Genomic DNA, 19,127 nt, shown 5'->3' with positions numbered 1-19,127 from the left:
TGTCAGTTCCTCCGGCCATCGTTCGGCTCGCACCTGCGTGTGCAGCCGCCTGATGAGCAAAAAAATAATCAGAAGAACAGTGGAGCGGCCATGCAACAGAACAGATCGCAAGTGACCGAGCGCGACGGCTTGTTCGAACTCGAAGCCGGCAGCGACGTCCTCGACAGTCCCCGTTACAACCACGACATGGCACCGACCAAGGTGCGCGAACGAACCTGGAACAAATGGCACATCACCGCGCTGTGGGTCGGCATGTCGATCTGCGTGCCGACCTACACCCTCGGCGGCGTGCTCACCGCATATTTCGGCCTGAGCGTCGGCGAAGCCTTGCTGGCGATTCTGTTTGCCAACGTCATCGTTTTGATTCCCCTCACACTCAATGCGTTTCCCGGCACCAAATACGGGATTCCGTTTCCGGTGCTGTTGCGCTCATCGTTCGGGATCCTCGGCTCGAACGTGCCGTGCCTGATCCGCGCACTGGTGGCGTGCGGCTGGTTCGGCATCCAGACCATGTTCGGCGGGCTGGCGATTCACCTGTTTCTCGGCTCGGTGTTCGAGGGCTGGAAATCCCTTGGCGGGACGGGGGAGGTGATCGGTTTCATGATTTTCTGGGCGCTGAACCTGTGGGTGGTGATCCGTGGCGCTGAATCGATCAAGTGGCTGGAAACCCTGTCGGCGCCGCTGTTGGTGGCGGTCGGCATCGGGTTGCTGGTGTGGGCCATGCCGAATGTGTCGATGACTGAATTGCTGGCGATTCCGCCGAAGCGTCCCGAGGGCGCGAGCGTGGTCAGTTACTTCGCCGCCGGGCTGACGGCGATGGTGGGTTTCTGGGCCACGCTGTCGCTGAACATTCCTGACTTCAGCCGGTATGCCCGCAGCCAGAAGGATCAGATCCTCGGGCAGATTTTCGGTCTGCCGCTGACCATGTTCCTGTTCGCCGCACTGGGCGTGGTGATGACCGCGGCGTCGGTGAAACTGGTGGGCGTCAGCGTCTCCGATCCGGTGACCCTGATCGGCCATATCCAGAGCCCGGTGTGGGTCGCGGTGGCCATGGCGCTGATCATCATCGCCACGCTGTCGACCAACACCGCCGCCAACATCGTCTCGCCAACCAACGACTTCCAGAACATCGCGCCCAAGGTGATCAACCGCACCAAAGCGGTGATCCTCACCGGGTTCGTCGGTCTGGCACTGATGGGCCATGAGCTGCTGAAGAAGCTAGGGCTGATCGTCTCCGATGTCAGCCTGGAAACCGTGTATTCGAACTGGTTGCTGGGCTATTCCAGCCTGCTCGGGCCGATTGCCGGGATCATGGTGGTGGACTATTTCCTGATCAAGAAACAGCAACTGGACCTGGCCGGCCTGTACCGCGACGACGTGTACCCGGCGTGGAACTGGGCCGGGTTCATCGCGTTCGGCGTGCCGGTGGTGCTGACTCTGCTGTCGCTGGGCAGCAGCGCGTTCAGCTGGTTCTACAGCTACGGCTGGTTCACCGGCTCGGCGCTGGGCGGGTTGATCTATTACGGGTTGTGCGCGATGCGTGCGCAGCCTTCTGCCGTGAAAACACCGGTGTGAGGGCGGGCCCCATCGCTGGCTTGCCAGCGATGGCGGCCGGACAGTCACCGCAGCAATATCCATAAGAAAACTGCCTGAGGAGATCCCCATGAACGCAGCCGTAGACGTTCTGCAATCGACCCATCAGCACATCAACCGCGACCGCTTGTGGGCGTCGCTCATGGAACTGGCCAAACTCGGCGCCACGGTCAAGGGCGGGGTCTGTCGCCTGGCCCTGACCGACCTCGACCGCCAGGCCCGCGACCTGTTCGTGCAGTGGTGCAAGGACGCCGGTTGCAGCGTCACGGTCGATGAAGTCGGCAACATCTTCGCCCGCCGCCCCGGCCGCAATCCGAACCTGCCGCCGGTGATGACCGGCAGCCACATCGACACCCAGCCCACCGGCGGCAAGTTCGACGGCTGCTTCGGCGTGCTGGCCGGGGTCGAGGTGTTGCGCACCCTCAATGACCTCGGCGTTGAAACCGAGGCACCGCTGGAGGTAGTGGTCTGGACCAACGAAGAAGGCTCACGCTTCGCGCCGTGCATGATGGGCTCCGGCGTGTTCGCGGAAAAATTCACCCTCGAAGAAACCCTGGCCAAGGTCGATGCCGACGGCGTCACGGTCGGCGAAGCGCTGAACGCCATCGGCTACGCCGGGCCACGCAAGGTCAGCGGGCACAAGGTCGGCGCCTATTTCGAGGCGCACATCGAACAAGGCCCGATCCTTGAGGACGAACAGAAAACCATCGGCGTTGTGCTCGGCGCACTGGGGCAGAAGTGGTTCGACCTGAAACTGCGCGGCGTCGAAGCCCACGCCGGCCCGACCCCGATGCACCTGCGCAAGGACGCCCTGGTCGGCGCCTCGGTGATCGTCGGCGCGGTCAATCGCGCAGCGCTCGGTCATCAGCCCCACGCCTGCGGCACGGTCGGTTGCCTGCAAGCCTATCCCGGCTCGCGCAACGTCATCCCCGGCGAGGTGCGCATGACCCTCGACTTCCGGCATCTGGAACCGGCACGCCTCGACTCGATGATCGCCGAGGTCAAGCAAGTCATCGAAGCGACCTGCGAAGAACACGGCCTGACCTATGAACTGACTCCGACCGCCGACTTCCCGCCGCTGTACTTCGAAAAAGGCTGTGTCGAAGCCGTGCGCGGCGCCGCCAAAGGCCTGGGCCTGTCGCACATGGACATCGTCAGCGGCGCCGGCCACGACGCGATTTTCCTCGCCGAACTGGGTCCGGCCGGGATGATCTTCGTGCCGTGCGAAGGCGGCATCAGCCACAACGAAATCGAAAATGCCGCGCCTGACGATCTGGCGGCGGGCTGTGCGGTGTTGTTGCGGGCAATGCTGGCGGCTTCGGCAGCGGTGGCCGGGGGACAACGCGCTGCGTGATGTTCATAAATCGTTCATGAAAATGTGCGACGTTGCCGCCCCTGTAATGGAAGCCAGGGACGCGTAATGTCGCCCATCAAAGTCATCGTCAGACGCTCAGGCGGTTACTGGCGCTTGAGTGGCGTGCGGGAGTGGCTGTTGCCGAGCGTTCAAAATTGCGCAAGGAGATCCTTGCACTGGGGTTCGCGATGTCGGCATCGAGGTGGCCGGACGGCAGGTCCGGCCACTGAACCTTATTCAATTGCGCTCATGGATCATGAAGTCTTGCGGCTTATGGAAAAAGCCTCGAGGGATTTCGCGAGCACCGACCTGTTCGTAGTACGGATACCAATACTTGGCCATGATCCACAGGTATTCGGGACAGGACGCGCGCGACTCGAGCCCCGGGGTCAAATCGAACTGTGCATTGTTGTACACCACTTCAAGCATGGTGGCCGAAGGCAGGCCGATGCCCTCATGAATCGGGTTGGACGTGCGTCCGGCACCCCAGGCGAACGCCAGCCAGCGCAGCAGGTAATCGAGACTGTCCACTGGTGTGCGGGCGGTCTTGAAGTGTTCGACCAGCTCAAGCACCGTGGCCTGTGCGACCGGCAGGGCAATGACACAGACGTTCTGCCAGCGCTCGGGGTTGGTGAAATGCCTGAGAGACTGCTCGATCACACCATTGCGCTTAGTGGCGAACTCCGCGTTTTCCGGCTGGAACAACGGCACGTGAATGACCTTGAGATGCGTGGAGTCCTTCTCGTCGACCTTGATCAAGGCTGCATCGGACCAATAGGAAGGCAGCAGGTCATTACGTAAATGCGACTGCGCGACCCGTAGTCTGAACGCCAGGGTGTCATCGGCGCCGAACAGGGCAATGAATGACCATTTTTCCAGACTCAGCCCCAGCTTCTGAATCGCACGCTGCATCCACTCCTCATTGTTTTCCTGTTTGTTGCGTTTGAGCTCCTTGAATTTCGGATTGGGTTTTTCTGCCGAAGAATTATGAGCATGCGCCATGACGAGTCTCCTTGTGGACGCGATCAATAGAAGCGAAGTTTGTAGGGCTGGGTGCTCTTGGTTTTTTGCAGGCGTGGTTCATCGCTGACATCGAAGAAATTCACGGTCATGTCCAGACCTCCACCGGCGCGCTTGAACTGCAGGACTGAAATCTGGTTTCCCTTGCAGGAAAAGTAACCGTCATCTTCTGATTTGGAGATCTTGAAACTGTTGTTTCGCCCGAATTTTGGCAGGGGTTCCAGAGGGTCGGGGTAACCCGGCCAGGCTTCGCCACGAAGGGTGTCCCATGCAATGTCCCTGAGGCTGTCACGAGGGATCAGCGTGGATGGCGAGCAGATCACTTCAAACAGCATGGGGGTCGGGAAGGTTCCGTAGCGCGCCACGCAGACACGACTCCAGTGAACATCGCCGGTGAGGAATACGACCGGAATACCGTGGCTGGCGAGGTTGACCAGTTGCGCTTCGATTTTTTCGAACTGACGGTAGTTAGCCAGATCACCATCGATGAAACGTCGGCCGATAACCCCGGGCGGGTCGGTGAACAGCGGCTGACCGGCCGAAAGAACGCCCACTTTGGGCGTGTTGTTTTGCTTGGCCTTGATCAGGTCCTCGCCCCATCGGGCAAGTTCCGCCTCGGCCGCCGGAGGCATCAGTTGATCGAACTTGTCGTCCCGACGGCTGCGGGTGTCGAGCATCAGGATGCTCAGCGGATCGATCTCGATGCGCTGAAAACTATCCATGTCGAGTATCTGGGGATGTTGATCGCCCAGCTGATAGTCCTCGTACAGCGCCATTGCCGTGGCGGACCACTGGCCGTTGTTTATCCAGAGCTGCGGAATGACCTGAGCCTGGAACAGCGGGTAGTTGTTCCAGAATTCGTGATCATCGGGGATGCACGCGGTGGGCGCGGTTTGCAACAGGGTCTGCAGTCCGGACACGTGCAAATGATCGGAGCACCAGTTCGTGAAGTACTTGTCACCGATCATTTGCCTGATCGCATCCAGCGTGAGCCGCCATGAACCGACGACCGGAACATCGAGATAAACCTGGTCGCCGGCCAGCAAAGACAGGTGGGGGCGGTACTGGGTTGGCAGTCGGCGAACCCTGGAGGTCAAAAGGCCGCCGTCGTCATTGGGCTGGTAGTAACAGGAACCAAGCAACAGATTCAGTGGGGTGCTCAGTGGTACCTGGTCGGGCTGCGAGATGAACGTGAAATCCTTGCTCAGCGCGCCTGTTGTGATGCGAATCACGTGAGACTCGCCGGGACCGATCCTCGGCAATTTGAAAATGCCCTGATGATTGAGTGCCTGACCGCTGCCGTTGGTGACGCCATCGCGGATGGCGAACCATTGCCCGAAAGGACCAGGCCCCAGCGTTTTCAAGGCGTCAGGTTTCGAACCTGACGCGAAGGCAGGCGGCGCAGGATTGGCGACACCAAACACGCCCACCCACAGGCGCAGAATATCGGGTGCCTGTGGGGAGCTGAGCAGTGGGCGTGCGATCAGAATCATCGTTGATCTCCTTGCCGGAAAGCCCGGGCCGGGTCGAACGCAATGCGGTCGAACACGCACAACGCAGCCAGACGCGCAGCTTCACTGCGGCGTTTCAAGGCGCAGAGGGCCACGACGAAAAAGGCGCGCTCAGGATGTCCGGGCGGATACAGTGCTGTTCGGGTTGGATCGCAGGGCAGTGTCATGATGCAAACCTTGAACTTTCAAAAAGTCAGGACCGGACACTGCTGGAGTCGGTATCAAGCGTGCCCACGTATGAGTCACGGGGTTGCGCCTGTTAATCAACTCTAGAGCACAATCGGACAGTCATCGGATTCTTTTCCATCATGGGCAACTTCGCTGAAAAATCCGTCGCTGTGTTCGAACAGCGACGACCCTTTCTGCTGGGGCTGGCGTATCGCATTCTGGGTTCCCGCGCGGAAGCCGAGGATGCGATGCAAGAGCTGTTCATCAAATGGCTGGAGGCCGATCAGGCTTCCATCGCCGCACCGGCCGCATGGCTGAGCCCTGGACCTGCAATGAAGAATGGAGGCGTGCCGGGTGCTTGCCCTGGCACGGGTGCCATCGCTCCATTGCATGAACTCCAGGATCATGGCTGGAGTGGCAGACCTGATCATTCAAAGGCGTAAGTCCGGACTCCATGGCTGGCAGTGTAGATCGCAGCCTTAAAGGCCTGCCTTGCCCTGACGTCGATCAGGACCGTCAGGGTTGCCAATGTCCAGCAACCTTCTTTCCACCAGGACTTTTTCAAGCGCCTGGCGTTCGGCCGGCGCCATCTGGTGCTCGCGCTTTTTCAGCTCCAGCAGAATGGGGCTGGACCACGTGCGATAGGTCTTTTCGATGTGGCTGGATGTCATCAGTCTCTCCTTGATCAAGAGCCCGCTGGCAGGCAGTGGCTCAATCCGATGAGGTACTAACGTTAGTCGAGAAATTGCCGGTGCGCGAATGCCCCGCAGGCCTGTCTTGATCATCGGCTCTGCGACGCTCCCGAGGTCGTCGGCACGATCGCAACAGCCTGCGGTCGTAATCTTCACATGCGCGTACTTGTGGAGAACCAATGAGCCGGGACGTCCTGACCACCGAAACCAATCGCCGTCAGTTGCAGCAGATCATTGCCGGGCTGTCCGACGGGGTGATTCTGCTGGAACTCGACCAGAGCATTCTCTGGGCCAACGAGGCCGCGCTGGCGATGCATGGCGTCAGCCGGATCGGCGAGCTGGGCAACAACGCCGGGGAATACGTCGAGCGCTTCAACCTGCGCTATCGCAACAACCATACACTGACGCCGGAGCAGTACCCGATCAGCCGCGTGGCGGCCGGGGAAACCTTCAGCGACGTGCTGGTCGAAGTTACCCCGAACAGTGACGAGGAACGCACCTGGGTGCACAGCGTGCGCAGCATGGTGTTGACCGATCGCGACGGCGACATCGAGTCGCTGGTGCTGATCATGAGCGACGTCACCGATTGGGCCAACGCCGAACAGCGCTTCGAAAAAACCTTCAATGCCAACCCGGCGCCGGCGGTGATCTGTCGCCTCAGCGATTTGCGTTACATCAAGGTCAACCCGGGGTTTCTGGAGATGACCGGCTATACCCGCGATCAGGTGATCGGCGCCTCGACCTATGAGCTGGATATTCTCGAGCAGGCCGAGCGCAAGGAACTGGCGATCCAGCGCCTGCGCGATGTCGCGACCATTCCGCAGATGCAGGCTGAATTGCGCCTGCCGGACGGCGGCAGCAAACAAGTGATCGTCGCGGGGCAGCCGCTGGTGCTCAACGACGAGGATTGCATGCTGTTTTCGTTTGTCGACATGGAGCTGCGGCACAAGGCTGAAGTCGCTCTGCGCCAAAGTGAAGAGCGGTTTGCCAAGGCCTTCCGCCTGACGCCGGTGCCGATCCTGATTTGCAGCGCCGACGAGCAGCGGCTGATCGACGTCAATCAGGCGTTTCTTGAAACCCTGGCTTACGAGAGCGACGAGGTGCTTGGCAAGACCGTCGCGCAACTGGATTTCATTGATGAGCCGGCGGAGCGCGCCCGGTTGCTGGCGGCGCTGGAGAAGACCGGCCGGGTCGATCGCGTCGATATGCGGATCCGCAGGAAAGACGCCGAGCTGCTGGAGTGCGCGGTGTCTGCCGATACCGTCAACATCCAGGACGCCGTTTGCTATCTGCTGGTGCTGATGGACATCACCGAGCGCAAGCGCACCGAGCTTGAGCTGGTGGCGGCGATTGAAGAGGTGATGAAGGATGCGTCGTGGTTCAGCCGTACGCTGATCGAAAAGCTGGCCAATGTGAAGAGGGTCAATTCGCCGCAACTGCCTAGCGTTTCGTTCACTGACCTGACGGCTCGCGAACGTGATGTGCTGGGGTTGATCTGCGAGGGGCTGGCGGACAAGGAGATTGCTGCGCGGTTGAAACTGGCGCCGAACACGGTGCGCAATCATGTGGCGACGGTGTATTCCAAGCTCGACGTGCACAGTCGCAGCGAGGCGATTGTCTGGGCTCGCGAGCGTGGGTTGTTTTCGGGGGGCGGTCGGGGGCAGCGGTAAGGTGCAAATGCACTAGTTCATGGGGTGCAAATTCGGGTGTTGGAGCCGGCGGGCTGTTCTTAGTCTGGTGAGGTGCGATACGGAGAGTTTCCCGTGATCGTGTCCCTTTCGAAACCGCTAATGGATCAGCCCATGAATGTATTGTCTGTCATCGAACCCGGTGTCGTGCGTCCAGGTCCGGAGCCTTCGCAGTGATCTATCTGGCGCAATTGCGTGCGCAGCTTGAACGCAGCTTTTCGCCGTTGGCCTGCGAGTGCACGGTCGATGGCCAGCATTCGCTGACGGTGAAGCTTTATCACCCGGTCTCCGGAAGGGTGGATCTTGTCATCAGCGCATTGAGTCTGGAGGCCTTGCGCACACCCGAAGCGCTAGCCGCGCTGGTCGAGGAGTTGCGCTTTGAGATGCAGAGCAACCCCTTGCAGTCATCGGCTGACCCTGACCTGGCATAGACGCGCCGTACCCTGATTGAGGCAAGTGCGGCGAAATCGACAGCCCGCCGGGCCGGAATCGGCCATTTCACTGGCACTTGCAGGCGACTGGTCTATAAGGAATGAGTGGTCAGGTTTTCTGCTGCCGGGTTTTACCGTGAGCGGTTGCAGAAGTGGGTCTTCCCTTCATCGCGGGTCATCCTATGAACAATCCTGGGAAACGCGTGTGTTCACCGTTGTCATTGACCTTTTGTCTGGTGGTGATTGGCGGTTGTGCCAGTCCTCCACCCCCTCCGCCGGCAGCACCGCCTCCGCCACCTGAGCGGACTTGTCAGGTCATGGAAAATACCGAGGTCGCCGGTGATGCCTATGCCGACGGGCAAGTAACTCGACACATCACCAAGACCCGTTGCGTCACTCAATAAGTCGGGCACCTGTGAAGGCGCGGGTCGAGTGGATTGTGCTGGTGGCTGATCTGGTCGGCACGGCGGTGTTTGCGGTCGAAGGCGCGATTGCGGCGATGCGCAGTCAGCTCGATCTGCTAGGGGTGATGGTGATTGCGTTCATCGTCGCGCTCGGTGGCGGGGGCGGCGTGTCTGTTGTTGCGGTTGTTGTCGGTGCATTTCGGCTGGCAGTTGCCGAAGGTGCTGGAGGCATGAAAAAGGCAGCCCTTCGGCTGCCTTTTCTTTTGCGTCAGAAGCGGATCAGGACAGGAAACCGCCGTCCACGTTCAGCGATACGCCGGTGGTGTAGCTCGAGGCATCGCTCGCCAGGTACAGCACGGCGCCGGCCATTTCGCTCGGGTCGGCTACGCGCTTGAGCGGGATCTGCGTCAGGGCCTGTTTCAGGATCGCGTCGTTTTTCACCAGGGCCGAGGCGAATTTGGTGTCGGTCAGGCCCGGCAGCAGGGCGTTGCAGCGGATGCCGAACTGCGCACATTCCTTGGCGAAGACTTTGGTCATGTTGATCACGGCGGCTTTGGTCACCGAGTAGATGCCCTGGAAGATCCCCGGCGAGATGCCGTTGATCGACGCCACGTTGATGATGCTGCCGCCGCCGTTTTCGCGCATCAGCTTGCCGGCTTCCACCGACATGAAGAAGTAGCCGCGGATGTTCACGTCGACGGTTTTCTGGAAGGCACCGAGGTCGGTGTCCAGCACGTTGCAGAATTGCGGGTTGGTCGCGGCGTTGTTGACCAGGATGTCCAGGCGCCCGAACTGTTCCTTGATCCCGGCGAAGACCTGGCTGATCTGTTCCATTTCGCCGATGTGGCAGGCGACCGCTGTGGCCTTGCCGCCGGCGGCGATGATGGCGTCGGCCACGTGTTGGCAGCCTTCGAGTTTGCGGCTTGAAACGATGACGTGGGCGCCTTGCTGGGCCAGCAATTTGGCGATGGCTTCACCGATGCCACGGCTGGCGCCGGAGACGAAAGCGATCTTGCCGTCGAGGTCGAACAACTGAGTCTTGGACATGGGATTCCCTTGTAGTAAGCCTTGTTATAACGCCGTCATCAGAGGCTGGATTTGGCAATGACCTGCAGGCTCATCTGCTCCAGCAGTTTGTTCATGTGAATGAACTGCGCGAAGCGTTTGTCCTGGGTCTGGCCATGGAAGAAGCGGTAGTAGATCTGCTGCACGATGCCGGCCAGGCGGAACAGGCCGTAGGTGTAGTAGAAGTCGAAATTGTCGATCTGGATGCCCGAACGCTCGGCGTAGTAGTCGACGAATTCGCGGCGGGTCAGCATGCCCGGTGCGTGGCTCGGCTGGCGGCGCATCAGTTGCACCGGCGCCGGGTCGTCGGCCTGGATCCAGTAGGCGAGGGTGTTGCCCAGATCCATCAGCGGATCGCCGAGGGTGGTCAGTTCCCAGTCGAGCACGCCGATGATCTGCATCGGGTTGTTCGGGTCGAGGATGACGTTGTCGAAGCGGTAGTCGTTGTGGACGATGCTGGAGGTCGGGTGGTCGGCCGGCATCTTGTCGTTGAGCCAGGCTTTGACCTGTTCCCAGTGCGGTGCGTCCGGGGTCAGGGCTTTTTCGTAGCGTTCGCTCCAGCCTTTGATCTGGCGGGCGACGTAGCCTTCCGGTTTGCCCAGATCGCCGAGGCCGCAGGCGTTGTAATCGACCCGGTGCAGTTCGACGAAACGGTCGATGAAGCTCTTGCACAGGGCTTCGGTTTTGGCCGAGTCGAGGCCCAGTTCCGGCGGCAGGTCCGAGCGCAGGATGATCCCCTTGACCCGTTCCATCACATAGAACTCGGCGCCGATCACCGATTCGTCGGTGCAGTGCACGTAGGCTTTCGGGCAATACGGGAAGCCGTCGCGCAACTGGTTGAGGATGCGGAATTCGCGGCCCATGTCGTGGGCGGACTTGGCCTTGTGGCCGAACGGCGGACGGCGCAGGACGAATTCCTGGTCCGGGTATTCCAGCAGGTAGGTCAGGTTCGACGCGCCGCCGGGAAACTGGCTGATCTGCGGCGTGCCGGTCAGGCCCGGAATGTGTGCCTTGAGGTACGGATCGATCAGGCTGGCATCGAGTTCTTCGCCAGAGCGGATACGGGTGGACTGGTCAGTAAGCGCCATGCTTATCCCTTCTGCTTATTTTGGAGGCCAGACATCATTGGCTAATCTAATGGCGCGCTCGGGTCGTCACAAGCGCGGTTCGGTCTTATAGGTTAGCGTGTTGGACGATAATCACCTTTGGGAATGGGCGCGGAGGGCCGCTGGCGACTAAGGTTTAGCGCGTATGCCTTGTTCACGAAGGAGCTTTGAAATGGGCTGCCCGCAAGTCTGTGCCAGCGCCACCCTGCAATGCAGTTTCGGCGCCGCGCCGGCGGTGCTCAATGTGCTGCCGGTCAACCGCACGCTGACCGGCGGGATGCCGGCGGCGAACATCATGGATCATATTCCGCTGGTCAACGTCACCACGTTCGGCATGTGCATAAGCATGGCCAACCCGATGGTCGCGGCTGCCACGGCTGCTGCGCTGGGCGTGTTGACGCCGATGCCATGCATTCCGGCGACCGCCACGCCGTGGATCCCCGGAGGCGCGCCGACCTTGCTGCTGGGCGGGATGCCGGCGATCGATGCCAACAGCACGTTGATGTGCAACTGGGCGGGGGTGATCAAGATCGTGATGCCGGGGCAGATGCAGATGTTGATTCCCTGAGTCAGGCCTGCGCCGGATCCGTCCACTTGCGAAACCACCAGCGCACCCGGGAAATCGGTTTGCCATCGACATCCAGCGGCCGCCCGTCCTCGGCAAACCCTTGCTCAGGTTCCATCAACTGCCCGTTCAGATAACGCGCATCCACCGCCGGTTTGCCGTTGGGATGAAAGCGCTGATAACGCCCCTCTCGCACGCCATCGCGATAGAACTCGGCCTCCGCCACTTGCCCGTCAGGAAAGTAATTGAACGCCTCGCCATGCAACAGCCCGCGCCGGTAGGTGGCCTTGCGCTGCAACCAGCCCTCGGGCGCGTAGAAACTGGCGATGCCTTGCAGCTTGTCACGCACGAATGGCATCTGCGCCGAGACCTTGCCGTTGGGATGGTAGAGCAGGGACGTGCCCTGCAATTCGCCCTGGCTGTAATTCAGATCCGCCTGCGGGTGGCCGTCATCCTTGATGTTCAACGGGCCGTCGAGTTGGCCGTCCTGCAAGCGCCCCTTGAGGCGTTTGTCATCCTGTTGCAGATCCAGCGGTGTGATCGCCATGGCTTCTCCTTGTCAGTTGACCTGCACCAGCCCGCCCTTGATGGTCAGCATGCCGCCGCCGTCCACGGTCTGTGAGGCCGCGCCCTTGTTGGTCAGGCTGATGCCGGCATCGTTGGTCAGCGTGGTTCCGGCCTTGTTGTCCAGCGAAGTCCCGGCCTGATTGGTCATGGCGGTGCCGGCTTTCTGGGTGATCGACGTGCTGGCCGAGGTCGCGAGATCCGCGCCGCTCTTGATCGTGAAACTGCCGCCGCTTTGCAGGGTAAGGGTGCCGCTGACCTTGATCGTCAGGTTGCCGTCGACCGTCAGGCTGTAATCGCCTGTGACCTTGTCGGTGTAGTTGCCACCGGTGCTGTGGTTCTGGTCGGCTCCAACCTTCACTGTGCGGCTGTCCTTCACATCGAGGCTGTCGCTGCCGGTCTGGATCGTCACGCTGCGTTTGCCTTTCTCCAGCGTGACGGTTTCATCGCCGTCCTTGACCGTGCGGGTGCGAGCGTTTTGCACCGTGAGGGTTTCGTCGTGGCCGACGGTGGCGGTGGTGTCGTTGAGCACGTTGATCTTCAGGTCTTTCTGCGCCTGCAGGAACACTTCCTCGGCGTCCTTCTTGTCCTCGAAACGCAGCTCGTTGAACCCGCCGCCGCCCTTCGAAGATTGAGTCTTGATCCCTGACAGGGTCTGGTTCGCCGGCAATGCATAGGGCAGGGCGTTGTCGCCGTTGTACACGCAACCGGTGACCAGCGGCCGGTCCGGATCGCCGTCGATAAACGTCACGATGACTTCCTGACCGATACGCGGCACGAACTGCATGCCAAAACCCTTGCCGCTCCACGGCAGCACCACGCGCACCCAGCAGGAACTGGTTTCGTCATTCTTGCCGTCGCGGTCCCACGGGAACTGCAACTTGATCCGGCCGTATTCGTCGGTCCAGATTTCTTCGCCGGACTTGCCAACCACGATGGCGGTCTGCGGATGCATGCGCGGTTTTGGCGTGAGGCGTTGCGGACGAAATGGCGTGGCCTTGGGGACCGCCTCGAAGCGATTGCGATAGCTTTCGTGGCTGGCATCGTGGGTCACCCGCGTGACGACCCAATCGATGTTCAGGGTCGCATCTTCGTGGCCGTCGAGGGTGAACCAATGTCCCGGAATCAGCCAGCGGCAGTCGCTCTCGCCAACGAAACGCTTCTCTTCACTGCGCAGCCCGTCGACCCGCTGCTTGGTCAGCGCATCGCCGCGAGCCTTGGCGTTGTAGCCGCCGGGATGCTCATAGATTGAACGTGGCCCGGCCACGGCTTCGGCCTGGCCGTAGAGCGAAGTGGTCGGTGTGGTGAACTCGTAATCCGTTGCCTTATACACCCCGGCCACCGCTTGCAGACACACCTGGCCCGAGCGAATGCCATGCAACTCGCGCTCACCCAATTGCTGGCCCAGATACTTGACCTTCGGCCCGTTGGGGATCTGTACGAAGGCGTCGTTGCTGTCGCCCAGCACCAGCGTGTGCTTGCCCTCGTCGTGGGTGAAAAACCAGAAGATGCCTTCTTCTTCCAGCAAGCGCGAGACGAAAGCGAAATCGGTTTCGCCGTACTGCACGCAGTATTCGCGGGGGGTGTAGCTGCCGGTCAGCGAGAGTTTGAAATCGGTGAAACCGTGGGCCTTGAAGATCGTGGTGACGATGTCGGAGGTGGCGAGGTTCTGGAATACCCGGTTGTTGCTGGCCAGGGTCAGCCACCAGAGCCATGGTCTTAATAAAAGCTGATAGCGCTCGGCGGTTGCGTCGGCGGGGAGCTGACGGATCTCGGCGACCAGTGCGTCGAAGGGACGTAGCTGTGCGTCGTTGTACAGGGTGGTGGTGACGTGGGTGGCGATGGCGCTGGTCAGGGTGAGGGAGGTACCGTCGTTGACGCCGTTGAGGATCTGTGAACCCAGTACATTGAGGGCTTCGTCGCCGAACAGCGACTCAGGATAAAGCACCGACAGCGAAGTGGCGGTGAGGGATAGGGTGGTGGTGCTGTCGGTCGAGCGGGGCATCAATCATCCTCCATGAATGTGCAAGGCGGTATTTCAACCCGTGACATCAAAAAGAATCGGCCGGTGATCCGGGCCGGACATATCGAATACATGGGCAAGCCCGGTCAGGTCGACGGGTTTGACTGTCACATCAGCGGATGCCAGCACCCAGTCGAGAATTCCTCCTTTGCCCTGGGTTTGCAGACCGCCCCAGCATTCATACGCAAGACCTGCAGTGTCGAGTTGCCCGACATTCTTGTAGTCGAGATTCAGGTCACCGGTCGCCACCCATTTTCCGCCTAGTGCAGTGCAGGACTTGAGCTGACTTTTGGTGACGCCGTTCTGTCCGGACTTGAAGTGTGCGAGGAAAACATAACCGGTGTAACCGCTAACGCCATGAGCTTCCACGGCAATCAGATCTCTGTTGAGCGTAAAAAGACTGCCCTGACTAATGACCTGCAACTGCTCGAAGCCTTTGACCATGACGATGTAAGCGTTCGAGTAACCGCCCGTGAAGGCGTAGACACTGTAGAAGGGGTAAATGGCCGCGAGATTTTTTCGATAGTTGTCGATTTGCGCAGAATGTATTTCACAAAGGAAAACGATGTCTGCATTCCAGTAGTTACTGGAGCAGCAGTTGTACAGAAACACGTCGACCTGCGTCTGCTTGTCCAGTGTTGAGGATTTTCCATTCTTTTCGACGTTGAAACTTCCAATTCTCATGGACGAGCCTTATCCATAGCGTGAGTGGTTATGGCATCTATGTGCCGGGTCAACACCGCCTATGCCCCATGGACCAGAAAAGTGACTCTGTCTTCGGGAAAGTGCCGTGACAAAGATTGAGAAAAAGCCTGGTCAGCCCCATTCAATGTCTGGCTATAGGTGATTTGCCATCTGATTGCTTCATCCGCCGTCGTTATCAGTTTTGCCAGTTTGCCCATGCAGCCTTCGTTGTAGAGGTGTGCGCCAAGCCAGAATCCGGAAGACACGTCTGGGCAAGGCATACGCGTGATGTAGAGCTCGATATTCGTGATTTTTTCGGGGATGTGCATGCACAGGGCACTCCAGGCACGAATGAAGTTTTCTTCTGCGTGCCCACCCGCTGTGTTTTCCACTCTCGGCGACGCGTATTCATGCGGATAGGTCAATGAGCGTTTCTGCAATGCAATGTACTGTTCTTCGGCGATACCCGAGGTCATTTTCGAATGCGCTACCGGGTCATATCTTTTTTCCATTTCCTGTGCGGCAATCGCCCGCTTGCCTTTGACGTTGGCCAGTTGCTGTTCCTTGATTTTTTTAACTGCGCCTTCGTAATTGTCCAGTCCATAACGCAATCTTTCCCGGTGCAGAATGAGTGCCTCATGTTCATAGCTCATTCGTCCGGACTCGGCGATTTCGACCATCGTTTCCCAATAGCGATGCTCTCTTTTGGCGGGATGTTCGTAGGTGTCTTCCACCTCTTTTTTCAGGGTGGCCCTCACCGACGGGATACGGGGCGCGGGATCGAGTTGCAGCACCGTTTCACCCATGGTGGGAGGCGAGGCGGCCGTGTCATAGCCATTGTTGTGAAAGGTGACCAGATAGCTGTCGTTCTGATTGACTCTACAGACGCCTCCAACGTGATTACTGTCATGTTGTGCCTTGGACAACTCTGCCGTGCACAGGTCTGAAAAAGTGGTCATGGCTAGCCCTTTGGAAGTGAGCTGAAAGTATTGGCGGATAGGAACCGTGCAATCCCGATTCGATGTCAGCCGAACCCCCATATCCGGTAACCCGTCGACAAGCCCTGGCTATAAGCAGCAGCAACAGCATCCAGGCAGAGGGTTATGCCTTGGGTTCCCTCCAGTTTGAATTCGCCGAAGTTTGGATCGAAAAAAACACAGCTGCTGCCTTTTCCAAAGAATACCCAGGGTCGGTGAAAGGCTACAGAATGCCCACCCAGTGTGCCTTTGATAGACAAGATGAAATATCGGCAGGAGGAGGTCAGCACGAACGAAGCGATGGCCTCTCCGGCGGTGGCGAATCCCTGATAGGCTTCCGCTTTTTTCTCCCCCAGCTTCCCCACCCCGCCAGTCACCAATGCGTCAAGGGTGGCCTGAGAGGGGGAATCGGGTGTGTCGCCACTGATGTCGACGTATGCCGACTGGAAGTCTGAAGCCTCGTTCGCCGTCTTTTTCTCATGCAGCAGACCGGTTGTCTCCGTCGGTTCTACGATTTCCTTGAGGTAGTCTTTGCCTTTTTTTCTGGCGATCAACCACGCGGTACTGAGACCGCGACATATGCCGGCTCCGTTTTCGGCGACGAGTAAAAGAAAGCGGGACTGGCCGAAGTTGTGGACGCCCTCACCATGTCCTTCGATCTTTTTGCAGATAGCTTCATAGCTCATGATGCCTCCTGGTTTCTGCCATGCGCATTCGGAAGGTGTCACACCTGCATGCGACTACTCCAACACCCACTCCGCCAATTTCCCTGTCACCTGCGTCATCAACACGTTCTCGACATCCCGAGCCCCCGCCGCGCTGCATTTGGCGAGTACCGCTTTGACGATTCCCGAATCAAACTCGAACTGCTTGCCGGTCGCTGCCTTGTAGCGACCACGCAATTTCTCCAGTTTCGCCAGCACAATCCCTTCCAGCGTCGCCTCATCCAGCGGTCGATACGCAACCACCGTCATGCGCGCCAGAAACGCCGGGCGGAAGGCTTGCAGCAGGACTTTGTGCAGCGCTTCGTTGAACGCCTCGGAACCAAGTTGTGCAACCGGCGTGTCGAGTAAAAGCTCAGCGCCGACATTGCTGGTGGCGAGCATCACGGTGTTCTTGAAATCCACCACCAGCCCGGTGCCGTCTTCCATCAAGCCCTTGTCGAAGACGTTGTAGAAGGCTTCCAGAACATCCGGATGCGCCTTCTCGATTTCATCCAGCAACACCACCGAATAGGGTTTGCGCCGCACGGCTTCGGTCAGCACGCCGCCACTTCCGTAACCGACGTAACCGGGTGGTGCGCCCTTGAGCTGGCTGACGGTGTGCGCTTCCTGATATTCCGAAAGATTGATGCTGATCAGATTGCGTTCGCCGCCGTACAAGGCATCGGCCAGCGCGTACGCGGTTTCGGTTTTGCCAACGCCCGTGGGGCCGACCAGCAGAAACACGCCGACCGGTTTTTGCGGATCGGTAAGCCCCGCGCGATAGGCTTGCAAACGCTGGGCGATGGTGTTGAGCGCGGTTCGCTGGCCCATCACACGTTGGCCCATGCGCGTGCCGAGGGTGCGCACGGCGTGGGCTTCATCGGCGAGCATTTTACCGACGGGAATGCCGGTCCAGCCGGCGATCACGGCGGCGACGGTTTTGCCGTCGACCTGTTCGGGCACCAGCGGATCGTCCTGGCGAATCGCATCGAGGCCGGCTTCCAGGCGCAGCAGTTCGGCGGCGAGGTGATCGATGCGGCTGTCGATGGCTTCGTCGGGTTTGTCGCTGTCGGCGCTTTCGCTCAACGCCAGCAACTCGCGACGGGTGTCGAGCAGTTCGCGCACGGCGACGCGCTCTTCGCCCCAACGGGTTTCCAGTTCGCGGATGGCCTGGACGTTGGTCTTCGATTCGCTTTCCAGCAGGGTGATGCGCTCGCGGTGATCAAGTCCCGTGGCCTGTTCCCGACGCAGGCGTTCGACTTCTTCCTTGAGGCTTTGCTGACGATGGCGCAGGCTCTCCAGCGGCGGCGGTACGTCGTGCTGGCCTAGGGCGACCCGGGCGCAGGCGGTGTCGAGGACGCTGATGGCTTTGTCCGGCAACTGGCGGCCAGAGATATAGCGGTGCGAGAGTTTCACCGCTTCATGGATCGCGGCATCCAGCACCTGCACGCCGTGATGCTGTTCGAGTTTGGCGGCGACGCCACGGAGCATTTCCACGGCGGTGATTTCATCCGGTTCTTCCACCTGCACCAGTTGAAAACGGCGGGCGAGGGCCGGGTCTTTCTCGAAATATTTTTTGTATTCCATCCATGTTGTGGCAGCGAGGGTACGCAGTTCGCCGCGAGCCAGCGCCGGTTTCAACAGGTTGGCCGCATCGCTGCCACCTTCGGCACCGCCAGCGCCGATCAGTGTGTGGGCCTCGTCGATAAACAGGATGATCGGTTTGTCGGCGCTGCGAACCGCGTCGATCACCCCTTTGAGCCGCTGTTCGAACTCGCCTTTGACCCCGGCCCCGGCCTGCAACAGACCGAGATCGAGCACCCGCAAACTGACTTCCTGCAACGACGGCGGCACGTCCCCGGCGGCGATGCGCAGCGCCAGGCCTTCGACTACGGCGGTTTTGCCGACGCCGGGTGCGCCGACCAGAATCGGATTGTTCTGCCGACGTCTTAAAAGAATGTCGATGCACTGACGAATCTCGCCATCGCGACCGACGATCGGGTCGATGCGCCCGGCATGGGCGTCGGCGGTCAGGTCCTGGGTGTATTGATCGAGCACCGAGTCTTGCCGTGGCGTTGGACTCCCCGAAGATACGGAGCGCGGGCCAACGTGCTCGCGAGAGTTTTCCGTCCACTCCAGCAGATTTGCGCGCAGGGCTTCTTTGGGAATTCGCAACAATGTCGACGCACTGTTGAGCAGCAGGCTGCGGCGCTCGTCACGGTCGATCAACGCCAATAAAAGCAGTCCGGAACGAATGCTGTCGATGCCCAACACACTGGCCTGCACCATCGCGTCTTCCAGCAACCCCAACGTGTGCGATGACAATGCCGGCGTGCGCGTGCTGCCAGCCTTGAACAGGTCAAGCGCCTTGTTGATCTCTGCCGTCAGCGCATCCCGTTCCAACCCAAAACGCGGCAGCAGAAACGCAAAATCGCCGCCCTCGATATCCAGCAATTCCAGCAACAAATGCTCGATCTCGACAAAGTGATGCCCGCGCTGCAAGCACCGTTGCGCGGCACGTTCAAGGGCGCGGCGGTTGTCCGGGTTGAGGCGTCCGATCAGGCTGGCCAGTTCCATT

Annotated in this window: 16 protein-coding genes and 1 pseudogene; 6 read left to right on the top strand and 11 right to left on the bottom strand. The window is 59.9% G+C overall.

The genetic code is table 11. The annotated features are described in order from the left end of the window. Nucleotides 1-90: 90 nt before the first annotated feature. The gene (locus KJY40_RS17985; RefSeq protein ID WP_230731529.1) at nt 91-1,575 is read left to right on the top strand and encodes an NCS1 family nucleobase:cation symporter-1; all 1,485 of its coding nucleotides are present in this window, start codon (nt 91-93) and stop codon (nt 1,573-1,575) included. A gap of 88 nt (nt 1,576-1,663) precedes the next feature. Then, the gene (locus tag KJY40_RS17980; RefSeq protein ID WP_007952875.1) at nt 1,664-2,947 is read left to right on the top strand and encodes a Zn-dependent hydrolase; all 1,284 of its coding nucleotides are present in this window, start codon (nt 1,664-1,666) and stop codon (nt 2,945-2,947) included. A gap of 237 nt (nt 2,948-3,184) precedes the next feature. On the opposite strand, the gene KJY40_RS17975 is transcribed toward KJY40_RS17980, so the two are convergent. Both KJY40_RS17975 and KJY40_RS17970 read right to left on the bottom strand, forming a co-directional pair. Next, nucleotides 3,185-3,949: a hypothetical protein gene (locus tag KJY40_RS17975; RefSeq protein WP_230731526.1), complete on the bottom strand. Its 765-nt coding sequence runs from the start codon at nt 3,947-3,949 to the stop codon at nt 3,185-3,187. Nucleotides 3,950-3,972: 23 nt separating this feature from the next. Next, a complete protein-coding gene (locus KJY40_RS17970; RefSeq protein ID WP_230731524.1) occupies nt 3,973-5,460 on the bottom strand; it encodes an alkaline phosphatase D family protein in 1,488 nt (495 codons plus the stop codon). Between the two features lie 326 nt (nt 5,461-5,786). On the opposite strand from KJY40_RS17970, the pseudogene KJY40_RS17965 reads away from it, so the two are divergent. Then, nucleotides 5,787-5,966 (top strand): annotated as a pseudogene (locus tag KJY40_RS17965) (sigma factor); the annotation flags it as partial. A gap of 159 nt (nt 5,967-6,125) precedes the next feature. Here KJY40_RS17965 and KJY40_RS17960 read toward each other — a convergent pair. Next, nucleotides 6,126-6,317, bottom strand: a complete 192-nt coding sequence (locus KJY40_RS17960) for a hypothetical protein (RefSeq protein ID WP_230731522.1) — start codon at nt 6,315-6,317, stop codon at nt 6,126-6,128. A 200-nt stretch (nt 6,318-6,517) separates the two neighbouring features. Here KJY40_RS17960 and KJY40_RS17955 point away from each other — a divergent pair, with 200 nt between their 5' ends. Both KJY40_RS17955 and KJY40_RS17950 read left to right on the top strand, forming a co-directional pair. Further along, nucleotides 6,518-8,008 (top strand): helix-turn-helix transcriptional regulator, encoded by a 1,491-nt coding sequence (locus KJY40_RS17955; protein ID WP_230731521.1) that lies wholly within the window; start codon nt 6,518-6,520, stop codon nt 8,006-8,008. A gap of 191 nt (nt 8,009-8,199) precedes the next feature. Further along, nucleotides 8,200-8,457 (top strand): DUF1652 domain-containing protein, encoded by a 258-nt coding sequence (locus KJY40_RS17950; protein ID WP_230731519.1) that lies wholly within the window; start codon nt 8,200-8,202, stop codon nt 8,455-8,457. Nucleotides 8,458-9,140: 683 nt separating this feature from the next. On the opposite strand, the gene KJY40_RS17940 is transcribed toward KJY40_RS17950, so the two are convergent. Both KJY40_RS17940 and KJY40_RS17935 read right to left on the bottom strand, forming a co-directional pair. Then, entirely contained in the window at nt 9,141-9,908 is a 768-nt protein-coding gene (locus tag KJY40_RS17940; protein WP_085687598.1) for an SDR family oxidoreductase, read from the bottom strand. A 38-nt stretch (nt 9,909-9,946) separates the two neighbouring features. Further along, on the bottom strand, nt 9,947-11,014 hold the full coding sequence (locus tag KJY40_RS17935) for a phosphotransferase family protein (RefSeq protein ID WP_230731517.1): 1,068 nt from the start codon (nt 11,012-11,014) through the stop codon (nt 9,947-9,949). A gap of 190 nt (nt 11,015-11,204) precedes the next feature. Between KJY40_RS17935 and KJY40_RS17930 the strand changes: the two genes are divergently transcribed. After that, a complete protein-coding gene (locus tag KJY40_RS17930; protein WP_230731515.1) occupies nt 11,205-11,600 on the top strand; it encodes a DUF4280 domain-containing protein in 396 nt (131 codons plus the stop codon). 1 nt (nt 11,601) lies between these two features. On the opposite strand, the gene KJY40_RS17925 is transcribed toward KJY40_RS17930, so the two are convergent. The 6 genes from KJY40_RS17925 to tssH all read right to left on the bottom strand — a co-directional run bounded on the left by KJY40_RS17925 (nt 11,602) and on the right by tssH (nt 19,126). Beyond that, complete coding sequence (locus KJY40_RS17925) at nt 11,602-12,144, bottom strand: toxin-antitoxin system YwqK family antitoxin (protein WP_230731513.1); 543 nt, start codon at nt 12,142-12,144, stop codon at nt 11,602-11,604. Nucleotides 12,145-12,156: 12 nt separating this feature from the next. Continuing rightward, nucleotides 12,157-14,166, bottom strand: a complete 2,010-nt coding sequence (gene tssI / locus KJY40_RS17920; protein WP_230731511.1) for a type VI secretion system Vgr family protein — start codon at nt 14,164-14,166, stop codon at nt 12,157-12,159. A 33-nt stretch (nt 14,167-14,199) separates the two neighbouring features. After that, nucleotides 14,200-14,868, bottom strand: coding sequence for an endonuclease/exonuclease/phosphatase family protein (locus tag KJY40_RS17915; RefSeq protein WP_230731509.1), 669 nt, complete (start codon nt 14,866-14,868; stop codon nt 14,200-14,202). 59 nt (nt 14,869-14,927) lie between these two features. Then, nucleotides 14,928-15,827, bottom strand: a complete 900-nt coding sequence (locus KJY40_RS17910) for a hypothetical protein (protein ID WP_230731507.1) — start codon at nt 15,825-15,827, stop codon at nt 14,928-14,930. Between the two features lie 65 nt (nt 15,828-15,892). Continuing rightward, entirely contained in the window at nt 15,893-16,531 is a 639-nt protein-coding gene (locus tag KJY40_RS17905) for a YopT-type cysteine protease domain-containing protein (RefSeq protein ID WP_230731506.1), read from the bottom strand. Between the two features lie 54 nt (nt 16,532-16,585). Continuing rightward, nucleotides 16,586-19,126 carry a type VI secretion system ATPase TssH gene (tssH, locus tag KJY40_RS17900; protein ID WP_230731504.1) on the bottom strand — a complete coding sequence of 847 codons (2,541 nt, stop codon included), beginning with the start codon at nt 19,124-19,126 and terminating at the stop codon, nt 16,586-16,588. Between the last annotated feature and the right edge of the window lies 1 nt (nt 19,127).

The organism is Pseudomonas fitomaticsae (assembly GCF_021018765.1).
Classification (GTDB): domain Bacteria; phylum Pseudomonadota; class Gammaproteobacteria; order Pseudomonadales; family Pseudomonadaceae; genus Aquipseudomonas; species Aquipseudomonas fitomaticsae.
The sequence above is the reverse complement of the archived record's forward strand: the minus strand, read 5'-3'. Positions and strand labels throughout refer to the sequence as shown.